Origin of the sequence: Streptomyces sp. NPDC004542 (assembly GCF_040610035.1) — a bacterium.
In the GTDB taxonomy this organism is placed as follows: domain Bacteria; phylum Actinomycetota; class Actinomycetes; order Streptomycetales; family Streptomycetaceae; genus Streptomyces.
Genome location: NZ_JBEXLP010000029.1, coordinates 61,820 through 85,190, shown reverse-complemented (window position 1 = coordinate 85,190; position 23,371 = coordinate 61,820). Strand labels below are relative to the sequence as shown.

14 protein-coding genes are annotated in these 23,371 nt (G+C 71.5%); 3 read left to right on the top strand and 11 right to left on the bottom strand.

Annotated elements, in window-relative coordinates:
• Window positions 1-541: 541 nt before the first annotated feature.
• The 3 genes from ABZX30_RS18275 to ABZX30_RS18265 all read left to right on the top strand — a co-directional run bounded on the left by ABZX30_RS18275 (window position 542) and on the right by ABZX30_RS18265 (window position 3,152).
• Complete coding sequence (locus ABZX30_RS18275) at window positions 542-1,438, top strand: recombinase family protein (protein WP_355934583.1); 897 nt, start codon at window positions 542-544, stop codon at window positions 1,436-1,438.
• A 66-nt stretch (window positions 1,439-1,504) separates the two neighbouring features.
• A complete protein-coding gene (locus tag ABZX30_RS18270; protein WP_355934581.1) occupies window positions 1,505-1,777 on the top strand; it encodes a hypothetical protein in 273 nt (90 codons plus the stop codon).
• Window positions 1,770-3,152 (top strand): zeta toxin family protein, encoded by a 1,383-nt coding sequence (locus tag ABZX30_RS18265; protein WP_355934579.1) that lies wholly within the window; start codon window positions 1,770-1,772, stop codon window positions 3,150-3,152. Before ABZX30_RS18270 ends, ABZX30_RS18265 begins: the two co-directional genes overlap by 8 nt.
• Before the next feature lie 51 nt (window positions 3,153-3,203).
• Here ABZX30_RS18265 and ABZX30_RS18260 read toward each other — a convergent pair whose 3' ends face one another.
• The 11 genes from ABZX30_RS18260 to ABZX30_RS18210 all read right to left on the bottom strand — a co-directional run bounded on the left by ABZX30_RS18260 (window position 3,204) and on the right by ABZX30_RS18210 (window position 23,238).
• A complete protein-coding gene (locus tag ABZX30_RS18260; RefSeq protein ID WP_355934577.1) occupies window positions 3,204-3,731 on the bottom strand; it encodes a hypothetical protein in 528 nt (175 codons plus the stop codon).
• Window positions 3,732-3,768: 37 nt separating this feature from the next.
• Window positions 3,769-13,623 carry an SNF2-related protein gene (locus ABZX30_RS18255; RefSeq protein ID WP_355934575.1) on the bottom strand — a complete coding sequence of 3,285 codons (9,855 nt, stop codon included), beginning with the start codon at window positions 13,621-13,623 and terminating at the stop codon, window positions 3,769-3,771.
• 98 nt (window positions 13,624-13,721) lie between these two features.
• Window positions 13,722-14,006 carry a hypothetical protein gene (locus ABZX30_RS18250; RefSeq protein WP_355934573.1) on the bottom strand — a complete coding sequence of 95 codons (285 nt, stop codon included), beginning with the start codon at window positions 14,004-14,006 and terminating at the stop codon, window positions 13,722-13,724.
• A 107-nt stretch (window positions 14,007-14,113) separates the two neighbouring features.
• Window positions 14,114-14,632, bottom strand: a complete 519-nt coding sequence (locus ABZX30_RS18245; RefSeq protein ID WP_355934571.1) for a hypothetical protein — start codon at window positions 14,630-14,632, stop codon at window positions 14,114-14,116.
• Complete coding sequence (locus ABZX30_RS18240) at window positions 14,625-16,355, bottom strand: type IV secretory system conjugative DNA transfer family protein (RefSeq protein WP_355934569.1); 1,731 nt, start codon at window positions 16,353-16,355, stop codon at window positions 14,625-14,627. The genes ABZX30_RS18245 and ABZX30_RS18240 overlap by 8 nt, the downstream gene beginning before the upstream one ends.
• 2 nt (window positions 16,356-16,357) lie before the next feature.
• The gene (locus tag ABZX30_RS18235; protein WP_355934567.1) at window positions 16,358-17,917 is read right to left on the bottom strand and encodes a type VI secretion protein; all 1,560 of its coding nucleotides are present in this window, start codon (window positions 17,915-17,917) and stop codon (window positions 16,358-16,360) included.
• Window positions 17,917-19,446, bottom strand: a complete 1,530-nt coding sequence (locus ABZX30_RS18230; RefSeq protein WP_355934565.1) for an SCO6880 family protein — start codon at window positions 19,444-19,446, stop codon at window positions 17,917-17,919. The genes ABZX30_RS18235 and ABZX30_RS18230 overlap by 1 nt, the downstream gene beginning before the upstream one ends.
• A gap of 3 nt (window positions 19,447-19,449) precedes the next feature.
• Window positions 19,450-21,312 carry a hypothetical protein gene (locus ABZX30_RS18225; protein ID WP_355934563.1) on the bottom strand — a complete coding sequence of 621 codons (1,863 nt, stop codon included), beginning with the start codon at window positions 21,310-21,312 and terminating at the stop codon, window positions 19,450-19,452.
• Window positions 21,302-22,066, bottom strand: a complete 765-nt coding sequence (locus ABZX30_RS18220) for a hypothetical protein (protein ID WP_355934561.1) — start codon at window positions 22,064-22,066, stop codon at window positions 21,302-21,304. Before ABZX30_RS18220 ends, ABZX30_RS18225 begins: the two co-directional genes overlap by 11 nt.
• 10 nt (window positions 22,067-22,076) lie before the next feature.
• Complete coding sequence (locus tag ABZX30_RS18215) at window positions 22,077-22,403, bottom strand: hypothetical protein (RefSeq protein WP_355934559.1); 327 nt, start codon at window positions 22,401-22,403, stop codon at window positions 22,077-22,079.
• 13 nt (window positions 22,404-22,416) lie between these two features.
• Entirely contained in the window at window positions 22,417-23,238 is an 822-nt protein-coding gene (locus ABZX30_RS18210; protein WP_355934587.1) for a hypothetical protein, read from the bottom strand.
• Window positions 23,239-23,371: the final 133 nt, after the last annotated feature.

Genomic DNA, 23,371 nt, shown 5'->3' with positions numbered 1-23,371 from the left:
GAGACGGTTCTCTTGGTCGAAAACCCATCTACCAGGGGCTTCACCATGTTGTCAGCCCAACGCCGCACCCAACAGCCAGGTTGGAAAGGGCTCACGGTAAGAACTGTTAGCCCTTTAATGAGCCTGCCTCTTTGATCCGTACCTGGGTCACATCCCTGAGGGGGCCGTGTCAGCCGGAGGACTCCGGGAGGGGTGTCCTCCGTGCGGCCGGGTCCCAGGACCCGCCGTGCGGACGGCGGCGCTGCGGAGTGGGCTCCGAGGACTCCGCGGGCTCGCATCTCGGTGAGGTCCGGCAGATGGACACCGGGCAGTGCGTCGAGAAGGTCGGCCTGTGCGGCGCGGATGCCCTGAGGGGGAGCCTCGGGGCCGGTGCCAAGAGTGCGGCGGGTGGTCACGGCGATCATCGTACGGGCGATCGCCGTTTCATAGGTGGTCGCTCGTGAAACACCGCGCGCGGCGACGATCATGCTGCACGTTTTCTGTTGCATGGGTTGTTTCAAATGAGTGGACAAATGAAACGGACACATGAAACAGTGATCACGTGAGCGACGACTACCAGCGTGTTGAAGCGCACGACTGCCCCATGTCCACCTGCGCCGCCCCGGCGGGCTCTCCGTGCCGCACGACCAAGGGCCGGGTGGCGATCCAGTACCACACGGCCCGCTTCCGGCTCGTGCCCTCACTGGCGAAGGCGCTGAACGTCCCCGTACCCGCGGTGCGGAAACCGGGCACGCCCTGGGTGGAGCTGCCGCGTCCGGCCGGGGCCGGCGCCGAGCCGGTCGGTCATGTCCGCATCGGTTACGCCCGCGCCTCCACCGCGCGCCAGTCCCTGGACTCGCAACTCGACTCCTTGGCCGCCGCCGGGGTCACCCGGGTGTTCTCCGAGAAGATCTCGACTCGCGCCACGAAGCGGCCGGAACTGGAGAAGGCCGTCACGCTCGCCCGCGAGATCCGCGCGTCCGGTGTCCGCGTCACCCTGGTCGTGCACGAACACAAGCGGCTCGGGCGCGGCATCGATCTCGCCACGCTAGCCGAAGAGCTGCGTGCCAGCGACGTGGGCTTGGAGTTCCTCACCGGAGAGCTTCAGGGCTCCCACGACCCGGGCGGCGTGGTCTTCACCGTGCTCGCCGCGTTGTCGGGCATGGAGCGCGAGTACATCCGCGACCGCACCCTGGAGGGCCACGAGGCGGCCCGCAAGCGAGGCAAGGCGATCGGCGGGGCCAGTGTCACCGACGACAACATGCTCGCCATGGCGCTGCACCTGCGGAACCAGGACCTGAGCCTGCGCGAGATCGCGGCCTGTCTCGTCATCACCAAGGGCGCCAAGAAGGGCCAACACCCCTCGCCGGCGACCATCATGCGAATGCTGCGCGAGCACGACGAACAGACAGCCGCCGCACAGCCCGTGGCGGTGTTGGAGCCCGCTGAGAACACCTGAGAGCACGCCAGGGCGCCATCAATCGCCCGATCCCCCATCCCCGATTCCTCACGAAGGAGTAGCCCTGTGACGACCCCGCAGTCCGCGGACCCGTTCGCGAACGTGCCGACGGCGCTGGTGTACGACACGTTCACCGAGACCGCCAACCAGCTCACCGCCCGCTACACGCAGTTGTCCGATACCGCCTCCACGCCCGAGGAGCGCGAGCGGTGGTGGCAGAAGGTTCTGGAGCTGCGGACGGTCAAGCGTGCGGTGCCGGCCGCCGACCGGGACCAGCTGATCGCCCACGTTCAGGGCTGGAAGGCCGAACTGGCTGGTCTGAAGGGCGACCGTGGCTGAGGCGAGCGACTACTTCCTCACCGAGAAGCAGCTCCGCGACCGCTTCGAGGAGCGCGTCAAAGACTTCGTCTTCTCCGGTTACACGCCGCAGGACCAGCCGGTGCTGGTCCTGCTGGGCGGACAGCCCGCGGCGGGCAAGAGCCAGGCCATGGCGGCCGCCGAGCAACGGCACGCCGACCGGCAGCTGGTCCCCCTGACCGGCGACGAGCTGCGCCCCTTTCACCCCCAGCACCAGGAGATCCTGGACAACGAGCCGTGGCTGTTCCCCGACGCAACCGGGCAGGCCTCCGGCGCCTGGGTGCGGATGAGTATCGAGCACGCCCGGAACAACGGCTACAGCCTCATACTCGAAGGCGTCTTCCGGGACCCGGCCATGACCCTGGCCACGGCGGAGGAGTTCGCCGGGCGCGGGCACCGCGTCGAGGTCGTCGGCCTGGGCGTGCGCGCCGAGCGCAGCCGGCTGGACAGCCTCTACCGGTTCCTGGAGGGCGGCCGCTGGACTCCGCCGGACCTGCACGACCTGGCCTACCGGATGATGCCGGAGACGATCGCGGCCTCCGAGGCGAGCCCCGCCGTGCAGCGGATCACCATCACCGACCGTACCGGCGCCGATCTGTACGTCAACGACCGCGCCTCCAACGGAGAGTGGACCGGCGAACCGGCAGCCGTACAGGCGCTGCAGGCCAGCCGTGCCCGGCCGTTCCCGCCGGACGAGGTGGCCGGCTGGCTCGGCCTGCACCAGCAGGTCGTGACGGAGCTCGCGGCACGCGGCCAGGTCGACGCGACCTCGATACCGGTGCTGCAGCAAGTCGCCGTCGATGCCGAGACGGTCGCCGCGATGGATCCCGATCCGCAGAGCCCGGCCCGCCTCGCGCACACGGCGGTGCGCCCGCTGCTGCAGACGTTGTCCACCGTGCCGGTCATCCCTGATTCCCCGTTGCCGCTGCTGCTGACGCCCGACGAGGTCCTGACAGCGCGGGCGGACCGGATCGCCCGGGCGACCGTCGAAACATCTCCAGACGTCCCCGAGCCCCGCCCCTCCGTCGATCCGGTCCAGCGGCTGATCGAGCGGGGTGCGGCGCCGGAGCTGATCGAACGGGCCCGGACGGCCGCCCAGGAGGACCAGGCGTACGCGCAGGCGACGGCGCAGCGGTCCGGGCAGCATGCTGCCCGGCTGGGCGAGGAAGGCCAACGGATCTCCGCCGAGTTGGAGCGGCGCCAGGCGCTCACGCCCGTGATGCGGCAGGCCGAGAACTCGCTGCGGCAACGGCTGCACGACCGGCGGGCATCAGCAGCACCATCGCCGCAGGCTTCCCCGTCCGCGACGCCGCGAATACAAGGACCCCAGCAGCGTCAACGGGGCCAATCGCTCTAGCTGCTGGTCAGCCCGTGTTGCCCCCATTGGATCCGATGGGGGGCAACACCGTCAGCGTGCCTGGCCCTGCTGCCGGGCCTGGTCGGTCGTCGGTCGCGGGACGAATGCCGATGGCCCGGTCGCCGGGCGCGGGACCTGTGCCGGTGCAGCCGCCCGCTGCTGCCTGCGTTCCGCCGCCTCGGCCTGCTGCTGGGCCGGGGTGAGCTGTCGGCGCCGGTGGACCTCGGCGTCGACCTGTTCGGTCTGTTGGTGCAGCCGCTCCGCCCGGGCGTGGGCCTTGGCGCTTTGCTCACGGGCGTACAGCTGGTCCTCGCGGGCGGCAGCGCGCGCCCGTTCGATCAGCTCCCGGTCGGCGCCCTGGTCGGCGAGGCGCTGGGCCATGCGGAAGGCGGCGTCGGGGGCCTCGGCCTCCGCCAGGCGCCGCGCGGCCTCCTCGGCGCGGATCAGCCGGATCTGACGTTCTTGGATCTCCCAGTCCGTCAGCAGCTTCAGCGGCATGGGGGAGTCGAGTTTCAGCTCCTCCGCCGCCGCACTCCGCCACGCGGGCCTGGCGGGCACGGGCTGTTCCGGGGTGCTCACCTGGGACCTCCTCCTTCAGTCGGTCTGGGCGTGGCCGCTATGCCGACATGCCCCGTGAACCCGCGGGGGCGGCCGGGGCGGCGGGAGCCGCGACCCGGGGGCGCGGTGCGGCAACCTGCGGTGCGACGGCCCGGGGGGCGGGCGCCGGGCCGGTGAGGCCGGGCGGCAGGGTGACCGCGAGCCGCCCACCGTGGTGCTCGGCCAGGGTGGCCAGGGCCCGCAGGGCTTCGACGTCGCCTTCGGCGAACCGGGGCGGCTGCCCTGCCTGGGCATGTCGGACGTTCGCGGCCGCGGCGCGCTCCACCAGTTGCTGGGCGGTCCGGCCGACGTCCCCGTACGGGCCGGCGGCCGTGCCGGGACCGTCGGGCAGGTCAGCCGCAGGCAGCCGCTGCCATGCCTGCCGGAACGCGGCCACCCGCGGGTGCTCGGATGCGGTGGTCAGCTCCTGGCCCATGGGGGTCTCACGCCACGCCTGGAAGGCCTCGGCGACCTCCCGGGAGGCCTGCGCGGCTTCCTCACGCGTCCCGTACGGGACCGGGGCGCCGGTCCGCAGGGTGGTGCGCAACTGCTGCACCTCGGCAGCAACGTCGTCGGCAGCGCTGGCCGGGGCCCGGCGGTCGGGGCGAGGGATGCCGGGGGTGCTGTAGGTGAGGGCGGCGTCGCCGAGCCCCAGCAGGGCCTCGGCGGTGGGCAGGTCCCCGCCGCGGCGGCCGCGGGCCGCGAAGTCGGCCAGGGCCTGTGCGCCGGTGGCGAGCGCCTCTGTCGTCCGGATGGAGACTGTGCGCCAGAAGCCCTGCACACGGATGTCGTTGCGCAGCTGCTCGAAGTACGTTCCCGCCTTCTCCCGGAGCACGTTCCACAGGTGGGTGGCGGCGCCCCGAACGGTCTGCAGCCGCTGCCACTCCGGGAGGTCCTGCAACGCGGCGGCGTGCTCGTCGGCCTGCCGGAGGGCCTCGTTGACCGGCTCCGGGTCTCGTCGCGGGGGTGCGGCTTCATCCTGGTGGTCCGAGGGGGGCGAAGCGTGCTGTTCGCCGTCCGCGCGTTTGGCGGGCACGGCGCGCTGCCACTGCTCTTCCAGCTCCCGCAACGGCGCGTCGACGGCTTCGAGCAGGTCCTCGACCGAGCCGTGCTCGGGCGGGACGATGTCCGCCCAGGCCTCAGCGACGGTGGACGCGAAGGCCTCCTTGATGCCGACCGGTTCGTATGCGTCGCCGTCCGGGGCCGGGGTGTCCTCACCAGGTGCCTGCGTGACCGACGGCTGGGTGCCGGGGGCCGTCTTGAGCTGCCACTGGGGAACGCCGTAGGCGTCGTAGAGGACGCCGCCCTCTTCACGCCATGACCCGGTCGGCAGGTCGGTGCCGGTCCACAGGGGGACTTCCTGCTGGTCTCGGGAGGGCGCCGTCGCGGCGCGGGCCATCGCGCGGGCCTGCAACGAGTCGCCGTGTTCTTCCGTCGGCGGCTCTGACCGGACGTCGGGCTGGCTCTCGCGGGTCATGGCGCTCTCGGCGGCTGCCTGAAGCCGCTCGCGGCCGGCTGCGGACGCCGATTCGGGTGCCGTCTTCTGTGACTCCTCCGGTGACGGGCCGTCGGCGGAGGCGGCGAGTCGTCGCGCATCCTCTACCGCGCGGGTAGCGGCACGCTCGGCGCCGACCTCCTCGACGGTCGCGGCGATCTGCCGCTGCAGACGCGCGGACTCGCCGTCCAGCAGGGTGAGCGGATACGCCATGTGCTGCCGCGCGTCCGTGCCCCGCCGGAGGCTGTCGCGCCAGGCGACGGCGGCCTGCTGCAGTGCCTCCAGCTGCTCGACGATCTGGAGTGCGCCGTTCGCGGTTCCGGCCGGGGAGTCCGGGCGCTGCCAGGGCTGCAGGCCGTCGAAGAGCTCGCCCAAGTGCTGGAGTTCGGCGAGCTGACCGTAGGTGGAGGGCCAGGCCCGGGCGGCGGCGGCCTGGACTGCCTGCTGGGCGTCGTCCAGGAACCGGCCCAGCTCGGCGCGCAGCGCGTCGGAACGGGACACGGGACCCTGCCGTCGGAAAGCGGCGGGCTCGTCTCCCAGGGGTCGCCCGGTGGTGTACGCCCACAGCTGTGCGCCCTGCCGGGCGGCCTCCTGCGGGGTGGAGGCCGGCGGCGTCACGTCGTCGGGGACGCCTGTGGAGCCGGTGGCTACGCGGGCGAACCAGCTGTTGGTGGCCGACCGGTGCAGGGTCGCCACCAGGACGCTTGCACCCCAGGGGACGCCGAAGCTGACTTCACCGGCGTCGGGTTCCTGATCCCGCAGTCCTGACAGATGCAGGAAGTAGCGCTCGTCCCACTCCTGTAGCTGGGCGGAAGCGACGACGCGGGTCAGGTCTGCCTCGGCCGGCTCGGTGGGTGTGGCCATGGGGTTCTCCTCCGTTCGGTCGGGTGCAGCGCTCTGTGCCTGGGCGGTCTGTGGCTGGACGGTCAGGGCCTCTGGCGAGAAAGGGGTCTCGTCCGTGCCGTCCGTCACCGCGGGCGTGCCGACGAGTCCATCGGTATACCAATCGGGCACGGGCGGGTCCTCGATCGGCAGCGTCTCGCCGCTCTCGGTCGCGGTCACCACCGGCGGGGAAGCGGTGGTATCCGGTGGCTCGGCGTCCACAGGTGCGTCTGCGGCGTCAGGTGAGTCTGTGGCGTCAGGTGAGTCTGTGGCGTCTTCGTCTCCGGACGGAGCCGCAGCCGGCGCTTGCGGCATTGTGCCGGCGCCTTCGTCTCGGTCCGGCGCAGCGGCCTCTTCCAGCTCGGCCGGCGAGGCCTCCGGCAGTGTCCCCGCGCCCGCGCCGGCGGGCTGCCCGGGGGCCGGGCGCGGTTCAGCGGCCTCGATCTCTCGTGCCGGCTCTGGGCCAGGAGCGCCGGCCGGTGGGGCACTGCGCTCGGCGCTCGCTTCGCCCAATCCGAAGAGTCCCAGTTGCCCGGCGGAGGAGGTCTGAGAGGCGATGGCCGTCTCCTCGTCGCGGGCAGGTGGCAGTGCCTTGGGCGAGGGGTGGACTTCGCCGCCTGCTTCTTGGCCTTCCCCGGCGGCATGCTGGTTCGCGGTGTGGTCGGTGAACGGCTGGTAGGCCGTGGCGATCGGTTCGTGGGCGGCAGCCTCGTCCACCGCAGGTGCCGTCTGTCCCTCCTCCGATCCGATGGCTGGTGCCGGACCGGTCTCGGCGGGATCCTGCGCAGCCGTCGGATCGGCGGGATCCTCCTGTGCTGGGTCAGTCGGCGGGGCGGGCTCGGGGTCGGCGACCGCGCCCTCCGGTTCGCTGTCCGGTGCACGGATGTCGGCGGCCGGGTCGGCCACCGGCTCGACCTCCATGGCGGGCGGCTCCGGCTCGACATCCCTGGCGGGCAGCTCCGGCTCGGCGACGGCCGGCGGTGCGGTCTTCGTGTCCTCCGCGGCATCGGTGCCGTCGTCGGGCGGACCGTCCGGCGAGGCCTCCGCCGTTGTCCCGAACAGGTCGAGCTGTGTCTCGGGCTCGCTGTCCGCCTCCGCCTCCGCCGCCGAGCCGTCCGGTTCGGGCCCGGGCGCAGGATCGGCTGTCTCCGCGGCAGGTCCGGCCGGTTCCTGTCCGACCGGTGCTGCGGTGGTCTCCGGTCCGGTCTCGGTTGCCTCTTCGGCGTCCTGCGGGCCGGGGTCGGGCCCGTCGTAGGTGTAGGGGACACCCATCTGCTCGAAGGCGGCACGCAGGCCGCGTACGGCCGTGTCACGGTGATCGAAGGGGGTGTTTCGCTGCTGGTACCACTTCTGCTGGCGGCGCGACCATCTGAAGCCCAGGTCGTGCAGCGCCTCGCGGATGCGCTGGTCTCCCCCGCGCGGAGTGTTGCGGACCTCGGTGCCCTCGGCATCGTGAATGATCAAGATGCGGGCCGCTGCCGCGTCCGCGGCTTCGAGCTCCGCCTCGGACTCCAGCTCGATGACGGTGCCGGGCGAGGCGGCGAGGATCTTCTCCAGATCGACCGTGAGCAGGGGCTCTGTCTGGTCGCCGTACAGCGTGAGCAGGTCCATGCTGAGGCTGGTCATCTGCTCGCTCTGCGCGGCGCGCCTCTCGCCGACCTGATAGTGGACCCACTCGTGGTAGCTGCGGCGGAAGCTGCCGCCGAGGCGCTCCCCGACCTTGCCGATCTCGTGGACCAGGTCCAGGAACGGGTTGTCCGGGTCATAGGAATAGCCGACGCCGGGGCGGTCGATGTAGGCCACGACGTCCCTGCCGGACAGCTTGTGGCGCTGCAACAGCGGCTCGTAGTACCGCAGGACGGCCGCGCACCGGGCCATCGCCGGGGAGGGCCCGGTGCGCTGCTCCGCCTCCCCTTCTGTCTCCGCCGGCGCGGGGGCCGGGACCTCCTGCCCGGGCGGGGGCTGAAGTTCGAGGTTGGCGTCCTCCGCGGGGGACACGTCCGCTTCGGACGCCTCTCGTTCCTCGGGCTCGACGTCGGAGGACGGCAAGGATCGTTCGGCTGCGTCCTCGGATGCGGCGGGCTCTGGCGCGGGCTGGTCCCGCTCGGACGCGGTCGCGGTCGCGGTGTCCGGGTCGGGCTGGTCGAGGACCGGCCGTTCCCGCAGTTCAGCCGGCGGGGCGTCATCCTGTCGCTCGGCGGCGGTCGAGGAGGATCCGGCTGCCCGTTCTCCTTCGCCGCCCGATGCGACCTCGGCCGAGGCCGTCTCAGCGTCTGGGTGTGCCACGGCCGGCGCGCTCTCCGGGTTGATGTCACCGCGGGCGAGCGCTTGCCCCTGCTGCTGGATGTGGTGTTCGTCTTCGATGGTCTTGCGCAGGTCGGCGATGTGCTCGCGCAGGGCGGCAAGTTCCTCGATGACCTCCTCGGCGGCGCCCTCGTCGACGCTCGCGGCCCGCTCGACGCGCTCGGCAAGGGCGGCCTCCTTCTCGTTGGCGACCACGAGCTTGCCCAGGGCGCGTTCCTCGCGCTCCTTGGACCGGGCTTGGATGCGGTAGGGGTTCTCGTCCTTCGGGCGCAGGTTGGCGGCGATCTCCTCGCGGCGCTCACGCACGGACGCAACCGATTCGTCGAGCTTGTCGAGGTCGTCGTCCAGGTGGTTGAGGAAGTGCTCCAGACTCTGGATGGCGCCGCGCCCGTTGGACCGGGTGACCGAGGACGCCTGCCACTGCGCGCGGTCCTCGCGCTGGCCCATGGGGACGACGTGGCCCCAGGCGAAGCGCAGGCGCAGTTGGCGGCGGCCGCTGGCCCCGTAGGCGATCTCCGCATGGAAGTCCTGCCCGCCGAAGGTGCCGACGGGGATGCGCTCGCCGGGCCGGATCGACTGGTCCCCGGCGATGGCGGCCAGGCGGGCACCCAGCGCGTCCGCGGCCGCATCGCGGCTGCGGTAGGTGGCGTCCTCCACGGTCATGGCGAAGTGGTCGCCGGTTGTGGGGCGGCGGTCCGGGGCCGCCGCCCGCATCCCTTCCAGGGCGGTCTCCGCCCGGGCGAGGAACTCGTCGATGTCCGTGAGCTGCTGGGTACGGGTGTCCTGCTGGCGGTCCCAGCTACGGGCCAGGCCCTGCAGCCGGGCGCGCTCGGCGGTGGCCTCGGCCAGTTGCAGGATCGCCGGGTCGCCGGAGGCCAAGGCGGCGAGCATGCCGATGTTGATGGCGTCGGCGCCGATGTCCTCGATCTCGCGGGCGCTGAAGTCGCGGCGCTGGATCTGGCCGATGAAGCGGGCCTTGCGTGCCAGGGTCGTCAGCCGGAACTCATCGAACGTCCGCTCGGTGATGTAGTAGATGATCCGGACGTCGTCAGGGGTGTTGTCGACCCACGGGGCGTTGAGGTTGCCGCGGCGCTCGATCCGCCCGTCGCGTTGGGCCATGTCGGCCGGCCGCCACGGGTAGCTCAGGTGGTGCAGGGCGACCGCCCGGTCCTGGATGTTGGTGCCGGTGCCCATCTTCTGGGTACTGCCGATCAGGACGCGGACGCGTCCGGCGCGGCAGTCGGCGAACAGCTTCTCCTTCTTGCGGTCGGTGCCCGCCTCGTGGATGAAGCGGATGGACTCGCGCGGCATGCCCCGGGCGACCAGTTCGTCACGCAGGTCCGCGTACAGGTCGGCGGCGTGCTTGGCGGTGCTGCCCGGGGTGCCCTCGTCCAGGAAGACGAGCTGGAGGCCGCCGGGCAGGTCCTGCGGGGTCGGGTCGTCCGCCGAGACGGGATAGACGATGTCCTTCGTCTCCTGCCAGATCTCCGCGATCTTGTCCGCCGCGTAGGGGATCTTGCTGCCCATCTCCTTGCTGCCGCCGACGGAGCGCATGTCGGTGGCGGCGGCGTCGGCGAGGTCGCCGATCTTGGTGAAGTCGAGTACGGCTTCGCCGGTCGGGGGGTCGACGCTGGTGATCTGCCCTGGCGTGACGCCGAGGTTGCGCAGGGCTTCGGTGGCGTCGACCAGGTCCAGGTCGACGGAGGCGCGCAGGCCTTCGCCAAGGGCCTTCAGGACGCCGCCAGGTTTGCGCACCCACGGCTTGTGCGGCAGTTCCTTGATGAACTGCCGCTGCGCCGGCGTGGGCGGGATGAGGACCGTCTCACCGCGCTGCCCGTCGCTCTCCCGCACGGGCGGGGTGGGCAGGTCGAGGTCTTCGGCCATCTGCACGTCGGCGAACGTGCGGTAGGCGGCCATCAGCTCCGGCACGTTGAAGAACCGGGAGAAGCGGGCCTTGTACTTGTATCCGTCGCCCTTCGGGTCGGGCTCGAGCTGGCTCACGACCTCACCGAAGGTCGCGGCCCAGTTGTCGAAGGCGTCGAGCCCCATCTCGTCCAGCAGATGCGGGGCGAGGTAGCGCTTGAGGACGTAGGCCTCAGTCACCGAGTTGGCGATCGGTGTGCCGGTGGCCAGGGTAGCCACGCGCTCGGACTCGTTGGTCTCGCGCAGCCAGGACAGCACCATGTGCAGCTTGGTGGCCTTCGCCGAGCCCTGGATGGCGGCGCCGGGGATCGCCGAGACGGTGCGCAGGTTCTTGTACTCGTGCGCCTCGTCCAGGAAGACGTAGTCGATGCCGGTGTCCTCCAGGAAGACGCCGTTGTCATCGGCCACGGACTCGATCTGCTGCTGGAGCTTGGCCTCCGCGTTGGCCAGGGACTGCTCGATCTGCTTGACCGTGTTGCGGTGCATCCCGGACTCGGCGGCGATGTCGAGCTGCTCTCGCAGCGACTTCATCTCACGGTCGAGGTATGCGCGCTGGGTCTCCGGGCGTACCGGCACCACGTTGAAGGCGTTGTGGGTGAGGATCACCGCGTCCCAGTCGCCGCCCGCGATCCGGCCCATGAACTTCGCGCGGTTCTTCTTGCTGAGGTCGCTCGCGGTGATCGCCAGGATCTTGGCGTTGGGGTAGAGCTGCCGAAACTCCCTGCTCCACTGCTTGAGCATGTGGTTGGGGACGATGATGCACGGCTTCCTGGCCAGGCCGGTGCGGCGCAGCTCCATCGCGCCGGCGGCCATGGTCGCCGTCTTGCCCGCGCCGACCACGTGCGCCAGGAGCGCGGTCGGTTCGTTCACGATCCGGCGGATCGCGGCGTTCTGGTGCTCCTTCATCGTCCAGTCGTTGATCAGACCGGGCAGGGTCAGCGGGGCGCCGGAGTACGTCGGCATCACCAGGTTGTTGAACGCCTCGTTGTAGAGGCCCGCGAGCCGGGCCGCGCGGGTCTCGTCGGCCCACACCCAGTCGTCCCAGGCCTCGGCGATGAGCTTGGCCTTCTCCTGGGCCGCGTCGGTGGCGTCCTTGTCGACGTAGGTGCGGCCCTCGTGGTCGGTGTAGGTGACCTGGACGGTCGACTCGGTCTGTCTCAGCAGCGCGGTGAACAGGTCCTGGGCGGGCCGGGGGCCGGTGCCCCACTCGGTGCGCGCCAGGTCCCCGTTCTTGGCGCCACGGACCTCCCACACGGTGCCGCCCGCGTGCAGCACGCCGGCGTCCTCGAACCCGAGGTGGGCGAGGAAGTCGTTGTAGACGTCGACCGGGATCCACGGGGCGCCGATCTTCGCCTTGATCTCGGAGGGTGCCAGGTCGTCGGGCTGGACCCGTTCCAGGGCGGCGACATTGCCCTGGAACGTGGGGTCCTCGGCGACCCGCGCCTTGGCGGCCGCGAGCTTGGTGCGGACGTTGCCGGACAGGTAGCGGTGGCTGGGCTCCCAGGCGTCGCCCTGTTCCGGGTCGCGGTAGGCCAGACCGGCGTCCGCGCACTGTGCGGCCGCGCTCTCCTCGTCCATGCCGAGGAGGCCGGCCACGCGCCCCATGTCCAGGCGGCCGCCGTCGTACTCCATCGCCAGGGCGATGGCGTCCTCGTGGCTGTTGGCCCGGACCGGCAGGCTCCGCGGCTCCAGGACCCGGCGCAGGAGCACGTCCTGTTCGATGCCCTTGCCGGTGCGGTCGTCCCACTCCTCCAGGCCGAACAGCAGCGAGGCGTCGGGGTCGTCGTCGATCCACGCGAACGCGGTGCGCTGCTTCCAGGACTCCGGGATGTCCTTCAGGCCCTGCGCCGTGGCCTGGGCCCTCGCCTCGGGCGGCGTGAACTTGTAGTGCTGGCGCGGCTTGGTCAGCGGCGGATGGCTCTTGCGGTAGTCCCGCCAGGCAACCCGGAGTTCGGCGCGGAGCCGGGCGAGCTGCGGGGTCTCGCCGGGCTCCGGGGTGTCGGCCTCCGCCGCGTACAGGGCCAGAGTCAGGCCCTTGAGGCGGATGAGCTGCACCATCTGCTCACGCTGGTCGGGGTGGATCTCCAGCGGGACCGGGCGGCCGCCGTCGATGATGGTGGGGTTGCCCTCCGCGTTCAGCCCGAGGGCGCCTTCCGTGCCGCTGGTGACGATCGTCTGCACCGGTTCCGTGCGTTGGCCGGCGGCGGCGGTCAGGCCTGCGGCCCGCGCTTCCACGGAGATGGCGGCGGCCGCGGCCGCCAGGGCTTCGGCCGGCGCCTGGTCGGTGCGGCCGACGACCGTGACCTCCGGACCCCACTCCCGGGAGCCCGCACGCAGCTCACCGAGTACGTACTCGGGATGGACGTCGAAGTACGTGTTCACCGCGAGTTCGTCGTCGTGGCCGGGCAGCACCCGCTTGCGGGCGGTCAGCCACGTCTTGTCGCCCGGCTCCTCGCCGTCCATGCGGCGCCGCAGGAACAGCACGTCGGTGACCACGTCCGTCCCGGCCGCCGCCGTGTGTGCCCGCGCCGGCAGACGGACCGCGCCGACCAGGTCGCCGAGCTGGTAGATGCGCTCGCGCGCTCCAGGTTTCTCCGCGTCCAAGGTGTAGCGGGAGGTGATGAGGGCGACGATGCCGCCGGGACGGGTGGCGTACAGCGACTTCAGCACGAAGTGGTCGTGGATCGAGAGCGCCAGGTCCGGATTGTGGACCTTGTCGAACCGCTTGTACCGGCCGAAGGGCACGTTGCCGACCACACCGTCGAACCCGCCGTCGGCGAGCGGGACCTCCTCGAGGCCGCTGCTGATGATCTGGGCGTCCGGGTACAGGTGGCGGGCGATCGCCGCGGTGGTCGGCTCGACCTCCACGCCGGTCATCCGCACCGGTTCGTGCGTCAGGATCGGGGCGAAGCCGATGAAGTTGCCGGATCCCGAGCCGGGTTCGAGGACTCGGCCTCCCCGGAAGCCGAGCTGACGCATCGCGCCCCAGATCGAGCGGACCAGGCCGGCGTCGGTGTAGTGCGCGTTGATGGTGTTGCGCCGGGCTGCCGCCCACTCGTCCTCGGTGAGCAGAGCCCGGATCTGTTCGCGCAGGTCACCGACCGCTTCCCAGCGCGCGGCGGCCCGCTCGAAGACATCGTCCGCGTGGAACGCGGCCCGTGCCGGCCGCGGGTTGAAAATGACAGGCAGGGCACCCCAGCCGGACCAGCGTGCGAGGATGCGCTGTTCCTGCTCGGTCGCCGGGCGCTGCTCGCGCTCCAGGACGCGCAACGCCTCCAGGGCCGCCAGGTTGGCGCGGGCCCGTTCCCCCTGCCCGGACGGGGCAAGGTCCTGCTGTCCCTCCGGCCGGAAGCGGGGCGGAGCTACATCTACCGGTGCTCCGTCCCCGGCTCCTTCTCCAGCCAGATCTCCTCGTCGTACACCAGCTCCTGCGCCTGCGAACGGGTCGCCCGCCGGGCCGCCGCCCGCTGCCCCGCCGGAAGCTGCTGGAGCAGGTTCTGCGTCAGCGTCCCGATCTTCTCCGTCACTCGCAGATCCAGGGCGTGAAAGAACTCCTCCAGTTGTTCCTCGTTCCCCAGCTCCGCCAGTGCCCGCGGCCGGTACGTCTCCCAGTACTCCCGTGCCAGCTTCCCGTGCCTGCTCAACTGCGTCACTGCGGTGTTCCTCCTCGACACGAAGCGCTCCCTCAGTCTCCCTGGTGCTCAACGTGTTCTCCCCGTGTCCCTACGAAGTCTCTTCCTTGGCCAGGGCCAGGGCCCCGTTACAGCGGCGGGTCCAGCTCGGCGGCCATCCGCCGCACCTCGGCCTCGGCCGGGTGCACCGCCGGGCCGGTGGTGTCGGCGGAGGTGGCCAGGTACAGCTCCCACTCCTCGTCGGCCTGCGGGTTCGGTGGAGGCGGCAGAGGCGGCTCCTGGTGGCCGCCGACGCAGGCGGGCAGCTTCATGTGCGGCTTGAACGCGTGCACCGTATTGATCCACTCGGCCTCGACGAGCTCGCGCCCCGGGTTTTTCTCGCCCTCGTAGGTGCGCAGCCAGCCCAGGTAGAGGGCGGTGAGCATCTCGCGCACCCACCGGTGCCGGTACCAGCAGGGCGGGATCTCGTTGTGGAGCTCGGCGGTGTGACGCAGCCATTCCACCCAGGTGCGCAGCTCGCGCAGGCGGGCGCGGCGCTCGGGCGGGGACATGGCCGACCACACCCAGCGGCGCGGCTGCGGCGTCGTGGTCTGAGCGGGCGGGCCGGCGGGCCACAGGGCGGCCGGGTTGTCGAGGGAGTCAGCCACGGCCCGCCCCTTCCACCGAGGGCGCCGCGGCCTTGTTCAGGCTCGGCGGCCCGTCTCCGGCGGTCGGCTGAGGGGCCGCCAGCAGCCGCTTGAGGTCCTTGTCGCGGAAGGTGAGCCGCATCTTCACCTTGATCGGCGCCTTGTTGGAGTACTGGGCGATGGCGGTGAAGTCGTCCAGCTGCTGCAGGGAGTGGACGGGCGCGAGATCGGTCTCGGTGGGAGTGGTGTTGGTGGACACCTCGCCGCGCGAGCGGCCGGTGGACGTCCTGCCCACCTCGGTACGGCCGTAGAGGCCGGAGAAGTAGCGCAGGGTCTCCAGGTCGCCGCAGCCGGGCAGCAGCATACGCAGACCGCTCGCGGACAGCACGGTGTTGGCCTTCTGCACGCCGAGCCGGTCGCGCAGCTGGGACAGGTCGTGCCACACGGTCAGCACCACGATGCCCATGCCGCGGCCGGTGGTGAGGATGTTGGGCAGGCGGGGGTAGCGCAGCATGTTGCCGGCCTCGTCGACGAGCACGCCGAGGCCGGGGTCGAGGGGCTTGCCGGTGGTGTTGTAGGCGACCTCGGCGCCGTGGATGATCGAGGCGATGATGGAGGTCAGCAGCGGGGCGAACCGTTCTGCGTCGGCCTCGGAGGCGATCAGGCACACGGTGCCGTTCTTGGTCAGCAGGTCCTCGACGGTGAAGTCGGTGCCGGCGCAGGTCTCACGGACCTCCTCGTCGGCGTAGACGCGCGCGAGGACGTTGAGGCTGAACTGGATGGAGCCGATGCCGTCTTCGTGCAGGCGCAGCCACGGGGAGGCGTAGTCGTCGGCGACCTCGTTGTAGCCGTGCTGCTGCAGCACGGAGCGGACGTGGTCGACGGCGTCCTTGCCGAGGGAGAGCCAGCGGCGCATGGCGTTGATGCCGCCGCCGGAGAGGCTGGCGGCCAGCAGGACGCCCTTGAGGACGCTCTTGGCCTGGTCGACCCAGGGGGCGGCACGCTTGTCGTCGCTGGAGGCGGAGGCCTCGGCCATCCAGGCGGCCATGCGGTCGGCGGCCTTGGCGTCGGTGCAGTACTCCACCGGGGACCACTTGTTGGTCTCGCGTCCCGGAATCCCGGCCGGGGCGATGACCCAGACCGGGCCCAGGGCACGGCGGCGGGCGTAGATGATGTCGAGGTCGGCGGCCTTGGTGGTAGTCACCACGAGCGGGCCCTGCCATTCGGCGGCGTTGGGCAGCACCAGGCCGGTGGTCTTGGAGGAGCCGGGCACGCCGAACACCGTGGCGCTGATGTTGGGCTGGGCTGCCACGATCTTCTTGGTGCTCATGCCGCGGCCGGCGGTGATGCGGTTGGCCCGCAGCTTCGGGTCCTGCGGGGCCTTGAGGTTGCGTTCGACCTTCGCGCCGCCCCACTGGGCGCCGCCGGTGTGGCCGCCGGAGTTCAGCTTGGTGACGGCCTTGAGCAGCAGCAGGAAGAACGTCAGCAGCAGCGCCACGGTCAGCAGGTAGAACAGCCAGGCGGGCGGGGCGGGAGAGAACACCGCGCCGGGGCCGTTGACCAGGGCGCGCAGCACGGTCTCCGGGACGCCGGCTGTCGCGTGCGCCCAGCCTCGGCCGGACAGCAGGGCGGCGAGCGGGGCGGCCAGCAGCACCGCCCCGCCCAGCGCCACGGCGAGGCCTGCGGCGTAGGCGGCGAGCAGCGTGTTGTCGTCCAGGCCGCTGCCGGCGCTCTTGTCGGCCACGGTCAGATCACCATCTTCTCGTCGGTCTCGAAGAGCTGCTGTTCGGTGTGGGAGAGCATCAGCTGCACCGCGTGCGAGCCGCCGCCGCGGCCGACCTTCCACAAGGCCCTGCCTCGCTGTCCGGCGCCCCAGGAGCCGATCAGGTCGCACTCGGCGTCCGTGAGGCCGATCGCCTCGCGAGTCAGGCGCAGCGGGCGGGTGTCCTGGGCGAGCTGGATACGGGTCTCGCAGGAGCTGATCAGGTCCTTGGCGATGTTGACCGCCTCGGAGCCCGCGGCGCCGACGCCCTCGAAGTCGGAGAGCCGGTGGGTGGCCAGGAGCTGGATGGTGCCGGTCGCCCGGCTCAACCTGAGGTCGGCGTCGATCTTCTTGACCTGGGAGGCGCCGCCGGAACGCATCTGCCGCCACAGCTCGTCGCGGACGACGATCCACGGCCGGCTGCCGGGGCGGTCGATGGCGGCCTGGGCCCAGGAGGAGACGCAGGTCAGCACCATGGCGACGGTCTCGTCGCCGTACTGCTCCAGCGCCGAGATGTCGACGGACTGGATCGGCGCGTCCCAGTCCAGGCCGATGGAGGTCTGGTCGTCGAAGAGTCCGGCGACGTGCCCGTTGACCATGGCGCCGAGGGCGGAGCGGATGGACTCCATCTGCTCGCGGGCCCGCTGCACCTCGCGGTCCCGCACCCGCAGCTCCTCGGCCATCGCGTCACTGGGGTCGCGCAGCTTCTCGTAGACCAGCGGCAGTGTGGGCGTCTCCAGCCGTGTCTGCCCGTACAGCTCGCCGGTCACCTCGCGCACCGCGACGTCGAGGGCCTCTTCCTCCTGCGGGAGCAGGGTGCGGCGCAGTTGGAGCTCCAGCAGGGCCTTCAGCAGGGTCAGCCGGCGCCGGTGGATCTCCCGGAGCCGGTTCTGCAACTCGCCCGGGTCCTTGATCAGCTCCAGGCCGGAGCCGAGGGGCCCGGCGTCAAGCGGGTTGACGCGGCCGGGCAGGCCGGGGCCGAGCCGGACCGGCTCCACCCCCAGGTGGCGGCACAGGGCGGCGTACTCGCCCTTCACGTCCCCGGCGATCAGGGTGCGGTGGCCGAACGCCATCAGCCGGAAGCACAAGGCCTTGATGTGCGCGCTCTTCCCGGAGCCGGGGATGCCGGTGATCATCACGTTGGGGTTCGTGCACAGCCCCTCCTTCACCCATACGGCCGGGTGCGCGCTGAACGCCTCGGTGGTCAGGGTGTTCTGCCCGATGTAGGCGCCGACCGGGGGCAGGCTCGCGGCGTGCAGGAACGGGTAGGCGCCGGCGGCGTTGGCGGTGTCGGCACGCACGACCTCGACGCGGGGCAGGGAGGCGGACCGCCCGGCGTACGGGTGCGCCCAGCCCCTCTTCGGGGCGATCCGCATGACCGTGTCGGGGTCTTCCAACAGCCGGGCGCGGCGCTGTTCGCGGGCGCTCGGGGCCGGTCGGGGCGCCTCGCCGGGCCGCTGCTCCCAGCCCGTGGCCTCGCCGAAGCCGGCCTCTTTCAGCATCGTGTCGCCGTTGTCGCGGCGCTTGAACAGCAGCGGTGCCATCAGAAACCGATCCTCCGGTCCGGCAGGCCCTGGCCCAGCGGCAGCGCGGCGGCCGCGAACCCGACGTCCTGGGCGCCCCACATACGGCGCAGCTCAAGTCCGGAGGCGGCCGCGTCGGCCTGCAGCTCGGCGCAGGCGGTCTCCAGCTCGCCCAGGTCGGTGACGGTGACGGCGAGCACGGCCGTCAGCCGCACCACGCCCTGCCCGGAGGCCCGGGCGACGTCCTGGGCCTTGGCCTTCTCCGCTTCGAGCAGCTCGTCGGCGGACTCGTCCTGGCCCGTTTTGGCGCGCAGTTGGCGGGCGGACTGACGGCGGGCCTTCTCACGGGCCAGGTCCTGGCGGGCGCGGCGCGGGCCGATGGGTTCGTAGACGACGCTCAAGGAGCGCCGGGCGTTCTGGCGCGGCCGCAGCAGTGGCTGCAGGAAGGTCGCGTAGACGTCGGCCTGCGGCCAGGTGCGCACCTGGTAGGAGACGGTCCAAGCCCCGTCGTGGCGGTAGGTGCCCCAGTCGGTCTCGGCGTACGCGGGCCCCGCCAACTGCGGGTCCAGGCCCGGCGGCAGGCCCTGCCAGTCGTGTTCCTGAGTGGCGGCGTTGCGGGTGGCGAGCATCAGCTGCGCCTCCGGGTCGTAGGCGGTGCGCACCACCTGGGCCAGGGTGCGCGGGGCGAGCCACTCGACGACCTGCAGGCTGGCGGTGGACAGGGCGCTGTGCATGGCATGCAGCTCGCGCACCAGGACGGCGGCCGCGCCGACCTGGCCGCCGCCGGCGCCCTTGACGGCCAGCCTCGCCTTGGGCGCGAACAGGGTGACGGACAGGTACGTCTCGCGGGTGGTAGCGGCCGGGCCCGCGCCCTCCATCAGCTCCGTCAGGGCGGCGACCGCCTCCTTGGGGGCGTCCGGGGCGAGATGCCGGTCGGTCCACGAGCGCAGGGCCGCGCCGTCGTCCGGCAGGCACCGCTGGTGCACGGCGAGCCGGATGATCGGCGAGTCCTCGGTGCAGAAACCGCGCAGGAAGCCCGCCCAGGCGGCGACGCGGGAGGTCTGCCGGTCGCTGTCGATCAGCGCCAGCCCGGGGAAGGTGATGCGGGCGACGGCGGTGTAGGTGTTGGCGACGGGGTCGTGGGAGACGCCGAGGGTGCCGCCGAGACCGTCGGGGGCCTCCAGGAAGCGGAGCCGGGCCAGCACGCCGGGCAGGTCCATCGGCTGCTGCCCGGTCTTGGCCGAACGCGGGGCGAACGCCCCGGACATGAACACGTTTCGCCGGGTGGCCACGTTGATCTGATGCCTTACTGCGAGAAGGATCCATTCGTCGGCGCTCAGGCCCAACACGCGCCCGAAGGCGAGCGCGAACAGCATGGCCGCGAGCGGCACGCACACCAGCGCGGCCGCCCAGCTGCCCAGGTTGAGCGGCGTGAGCAGCAGCACGCAGCCGCCCACGACCAGGGCGAAACCGACCCCGCTCAGCCGGCCCATGAACCCGCTGCGTTCGGACTGCCAGCCGCCGTAGGTGACGGGGGTGGAGCTGGACATGGGCTATCCCTCCCTCGGCGCACCGCTGGCGCCGGGCCCGCTGGTCTGTTCGGCGGGCGGCGGGGCCGCCCTGTCCGGCCTGCGCGGGGCGATGACGACGTGACCGCCGCCCGGCGAGGCGGTGTCCAGTCCCGCGTGCGCGGCCGTGTTCGCCATCCCGGACTCCAGAACGCCCTTGCCCGCGGCCATGACCTGCAGGCCCAGCCCGAGAGGGCCGGCGACCCGGGTGCTGAGACGCCCGCGCCCCGCCGCCTTTCCGAAGGAGCCCTGGAGCTCCCCTTTGGACGTGTTCGTGAGGTCCCGCTTGCCCCTGGATCCCATGCCCGACTGGGCGTTGTCCTGTTCCAGGGCCCGGGTGTAGCCGGAGCCCCCGCCGACCGCTCCGGCCCCGCTCATCGAGCTGGCCGAGGAACCGACCGAGCTCATCAGGCCGCTGGCCATGGCGGCGCCGGCACCGAGGGTGGAGAACGTCATGAACTTGGCGATGGCAGGCCAGCAGAAGCAGGCCATGAGGAAGATGACCAGGCCGACGATCATGTTCTGCACGCCTTCGCCCTGCTCGATGGCGAAGAAGCCGATCGCGAAGCAGAACGTGATCATGGGCTTCATCAGGATGAGCGCGAGCAGCGCGTCGCGGGCCTTGGGCCACCAGTCCTTGGTGGCGTCCGACATCTGCCCGACCAGCGTGATCGGCATGGTGGCGACCAGGATCATGATTCCGGCCTGACGCAGCAGCATCTCGACCCACAGGGCACCGATCGCCAGGATGCACACGACGCCGATGACGATGACCACGCCGACCGCGGACGCGGCCACCCCCTGACCGGTGATCAGCGCGCCGCCGGCGGTGGAGGCACCGCCGCCGCCGAGAATCAGCCCCCCGAACATCTTGCCGAACTGCGCCTTCATGGCGTCCGACGCGGAACCGGCCGTGCTGCCCCCACCTGTGAACGAGTAGTGGATGATCCAGGTGGAGATCGAGTCGGACAGCTGCAGCGCGGTCGTGGTCACCGTCCAGTACGCCGCGCTGATGACCACCCACTTCGCCAGCCCGGAGATGGCGGTTGCCGCCGGTCCGCCCTGGTGGCTGATCGCCACCTTCCCGAACTGCAGGAGCAGCAGGAACACGGCGATGACCGCGGACAGGGCCGTGGCGATCCCCATCGGCTGGCTGATGCCGGTGGAGTCCAGGTTGATGACTGACGTCTTGTTGAAGATGTCGGCGAACTGCTGCAGCAGCCAGACCACGGCGTTGCCGATGTACTGGGCGGCCTCCTCCAGCGCGTCCCGCGCCAGGTCGGAGATCTTCTTGCCGATCCAGTCACCGAGCCCCGGTCCGCCGGGCGGCCCGTACTTCTGGTACCCCGCTTCCTTGCAGACGCTGAACGACGTTCCCTTGTCGACGCACTTCTCCAGGAACGTGGACCACTTGTCGTACTCGGCCTGGCTGAGCTTCCCGTCCCTGACCGCTTCCAGGTTGGCCTGGCGCCACTTCTCCAGCTTCTTCTTCTCGATGGCCTTCCAGGCCTCGTCGCTGCACTCCGGCGACTTTTCGCCGCCGGCGTTCTCGCACTCTCCGATGGTGCCCGGCAGCTCGCCGGCCTCCGGCATGCGGCAGATGCTCTCGTCGTTGATCTCGTCGTAGAGGCAGTACTTGCCCTGCTTGTCGACGCCGCAGGGTGCGCCGCCGCTCCAGTCGACCGGACACTCCTTGCCATCGTCCGGCCCGTAGTCGAGGTGGTACTTCGGATCGTCCTTCGCCATCGCCGCGGGGGCGGTGCTCAGGCTGGTGCCGAAGCAGAACAGAACAGCGGTCAGCAGGACGATGAGGCGGGCCAGCGGGTGCGCCCGGGGCTCAGTCCGCATGCCTCACCTGCTGCCAGCCGTCTGCCCAGGAAACGTGGGAGTCGGGGAAGTAGGCGCGGGCGAAGGAGCGCTTCTCCCAGTACTGCGGCTCGTTCGTGATCTTCCAGGAGCCGTCCTGCCACTTCAGCAGCAGGTCCGTGTCCTGATCCTTGAGCGGGCTGTCGTCTGGACTGCCGTCAGCCTTCGTGGCGTATCGGTCGTAGTTGATCCAGATCTGCACGACCTTCCCTCCGGTCCCGGTCAGGGAGGTCGCCCGGACCGCGTTGACCGTGGTGTCGAAGGTGAGCCCGGCCGGAGTGCCACCGGAGGGGGGAAGGCCGACCTGCTCGCGCAGCTTGCGCACCTCCGAGATCTGCTCGTCGATGTAACCGTCGGCGTCGGGGGAGACGATGGCATCCAGTTGCTGGCGGGCCTTCTGGTCGTCGAGGAAGGCGTACTCCTCCCAGAAGTAGACCGCGGTTGAGATCGCACCGACGGGTCCCTTGGAGAAGCCCGTGGACAGGCCGTCCTTCTGCCCGGTGGGCTTTTCAAGGACGAGCTTGCGGGCCTTGTCCGGGGTCATCGCCGCCTGCTGGCCGCCGGACGACGCCGACGGCTCGGCCGTGGTCGGCGTGGGCGTGGCCTTGCCGGACTTCGAGTTGTCGCCCCCGAGCATCGTGGCCGCGGTCACGCCGCCGCCGATCAGCGCGCCGACCACCAGGACGCCGAGCGCGGCGAGCGTGAGCCGGGCCTTGCGGGTCTTGCTGTCGCTCACCACGTCTGCCTCACTTGGACATGTTGTAGAAGGTGGTCACCAGGGCCGCGGTGACGCCGATGCCGCCGGCGCCGAACAGGCTCCAGAGGATGGCCTGCTTGCCGCGTGCGGCCAGGGCGGCACGCTCCGAGTTGTGGCCCACGGCCACAGCGGCCCAGCCGAGCAGACCACCGAGGACGGCTCCGGCCAGGCCGAGACCGGCGGTCCAGTTGAGGATCTTCTGTACGGGCTGGTCGACGTCCTTGGGCATCTCCGGGGTGACTCCGGGTACCGCGTCGGCGAGCGTGTGCCAGTGCGGGTCGGCGACGGCGTTCAGGGTGGTCAGGAGCTGGCTCATATCCGATTCCTCGTCAACGGGCAGGGAGTGCAGGGGTGATCGGGGCAGGCTGCGGTGCGTCCGGGAGCGGCTGGCCCCAGGCGGTGTGCGCCGCGGCGAGGACGGCCCCGGTGAGCTGGCCGGCTGCCTGCCGGGTACGTGAGCGCAGGCGGGCGACGCGCAGGCCGTGCGCGCGGATGTGCGGGTCGTAGGGCAGGTGCACCACGGCGGCGGTGCGGGCGCTGAGCATGGTGGCCCCGGCGCGCACCGCGGCCGGCGGACGGCCGTCGCCGGTGGCGACAAGGACGATGACGGTGCGGTTGAGCGGCAGGCCCTCGGCGTGCAGGGCCATCACAGCCTGCTGCAAGGCCTTGATGCCGTCGGCGGTGGCGGCCGCGCACAGCACGGGCACCGCGTACGGCAGTTCGTACCAGCCACGGGTGTGCCCCAGCTCTCCGGCGCAGCGGGCGGCCAGCAGGTCGTGGGCGAGCGGGTGCACGGTGTCGGCGACGACGGCCTGCCAGCCGCCGATCGCGGCCAGTTGGTACCAGGCGGCCGGGGGCTCCGGCAGGACGAGCGGCGGGGCGTGCCAGTCCCGCCCGTCCGACAGCACCTGCCAGCTGACACCGTTCGCACCGGTGCTGACGCCGCAGGCCTGCTGCACCGCGCTGCGGGTCAGGGGCTGGTCGGGCGGCAGCGCGGCCAGCCCGCCGGCACCCTGTTCGGCGATCTGAGCGGGCCAGGGCGAGGACAGGCGCGGGGCCAGGTCCAAGAGCACGGCGGGACCGCTCGCAGCGAGGCCCGCGGCCAGCAGGCCGGCGGTCGTGGTGCGGCCGCTGCCGCCGGTGGCGGCCATCACGGGCACCAACAGACGTGCTCCTACGGGCAGTGTCGGAGCCGCAACGGGTTGTTTGCCCATTATTCCCCCGTACATTCCCATTTGACGTTTGCGTAGGCTAATCGCAGCCGTGGCCTACCGCCGCCATGCC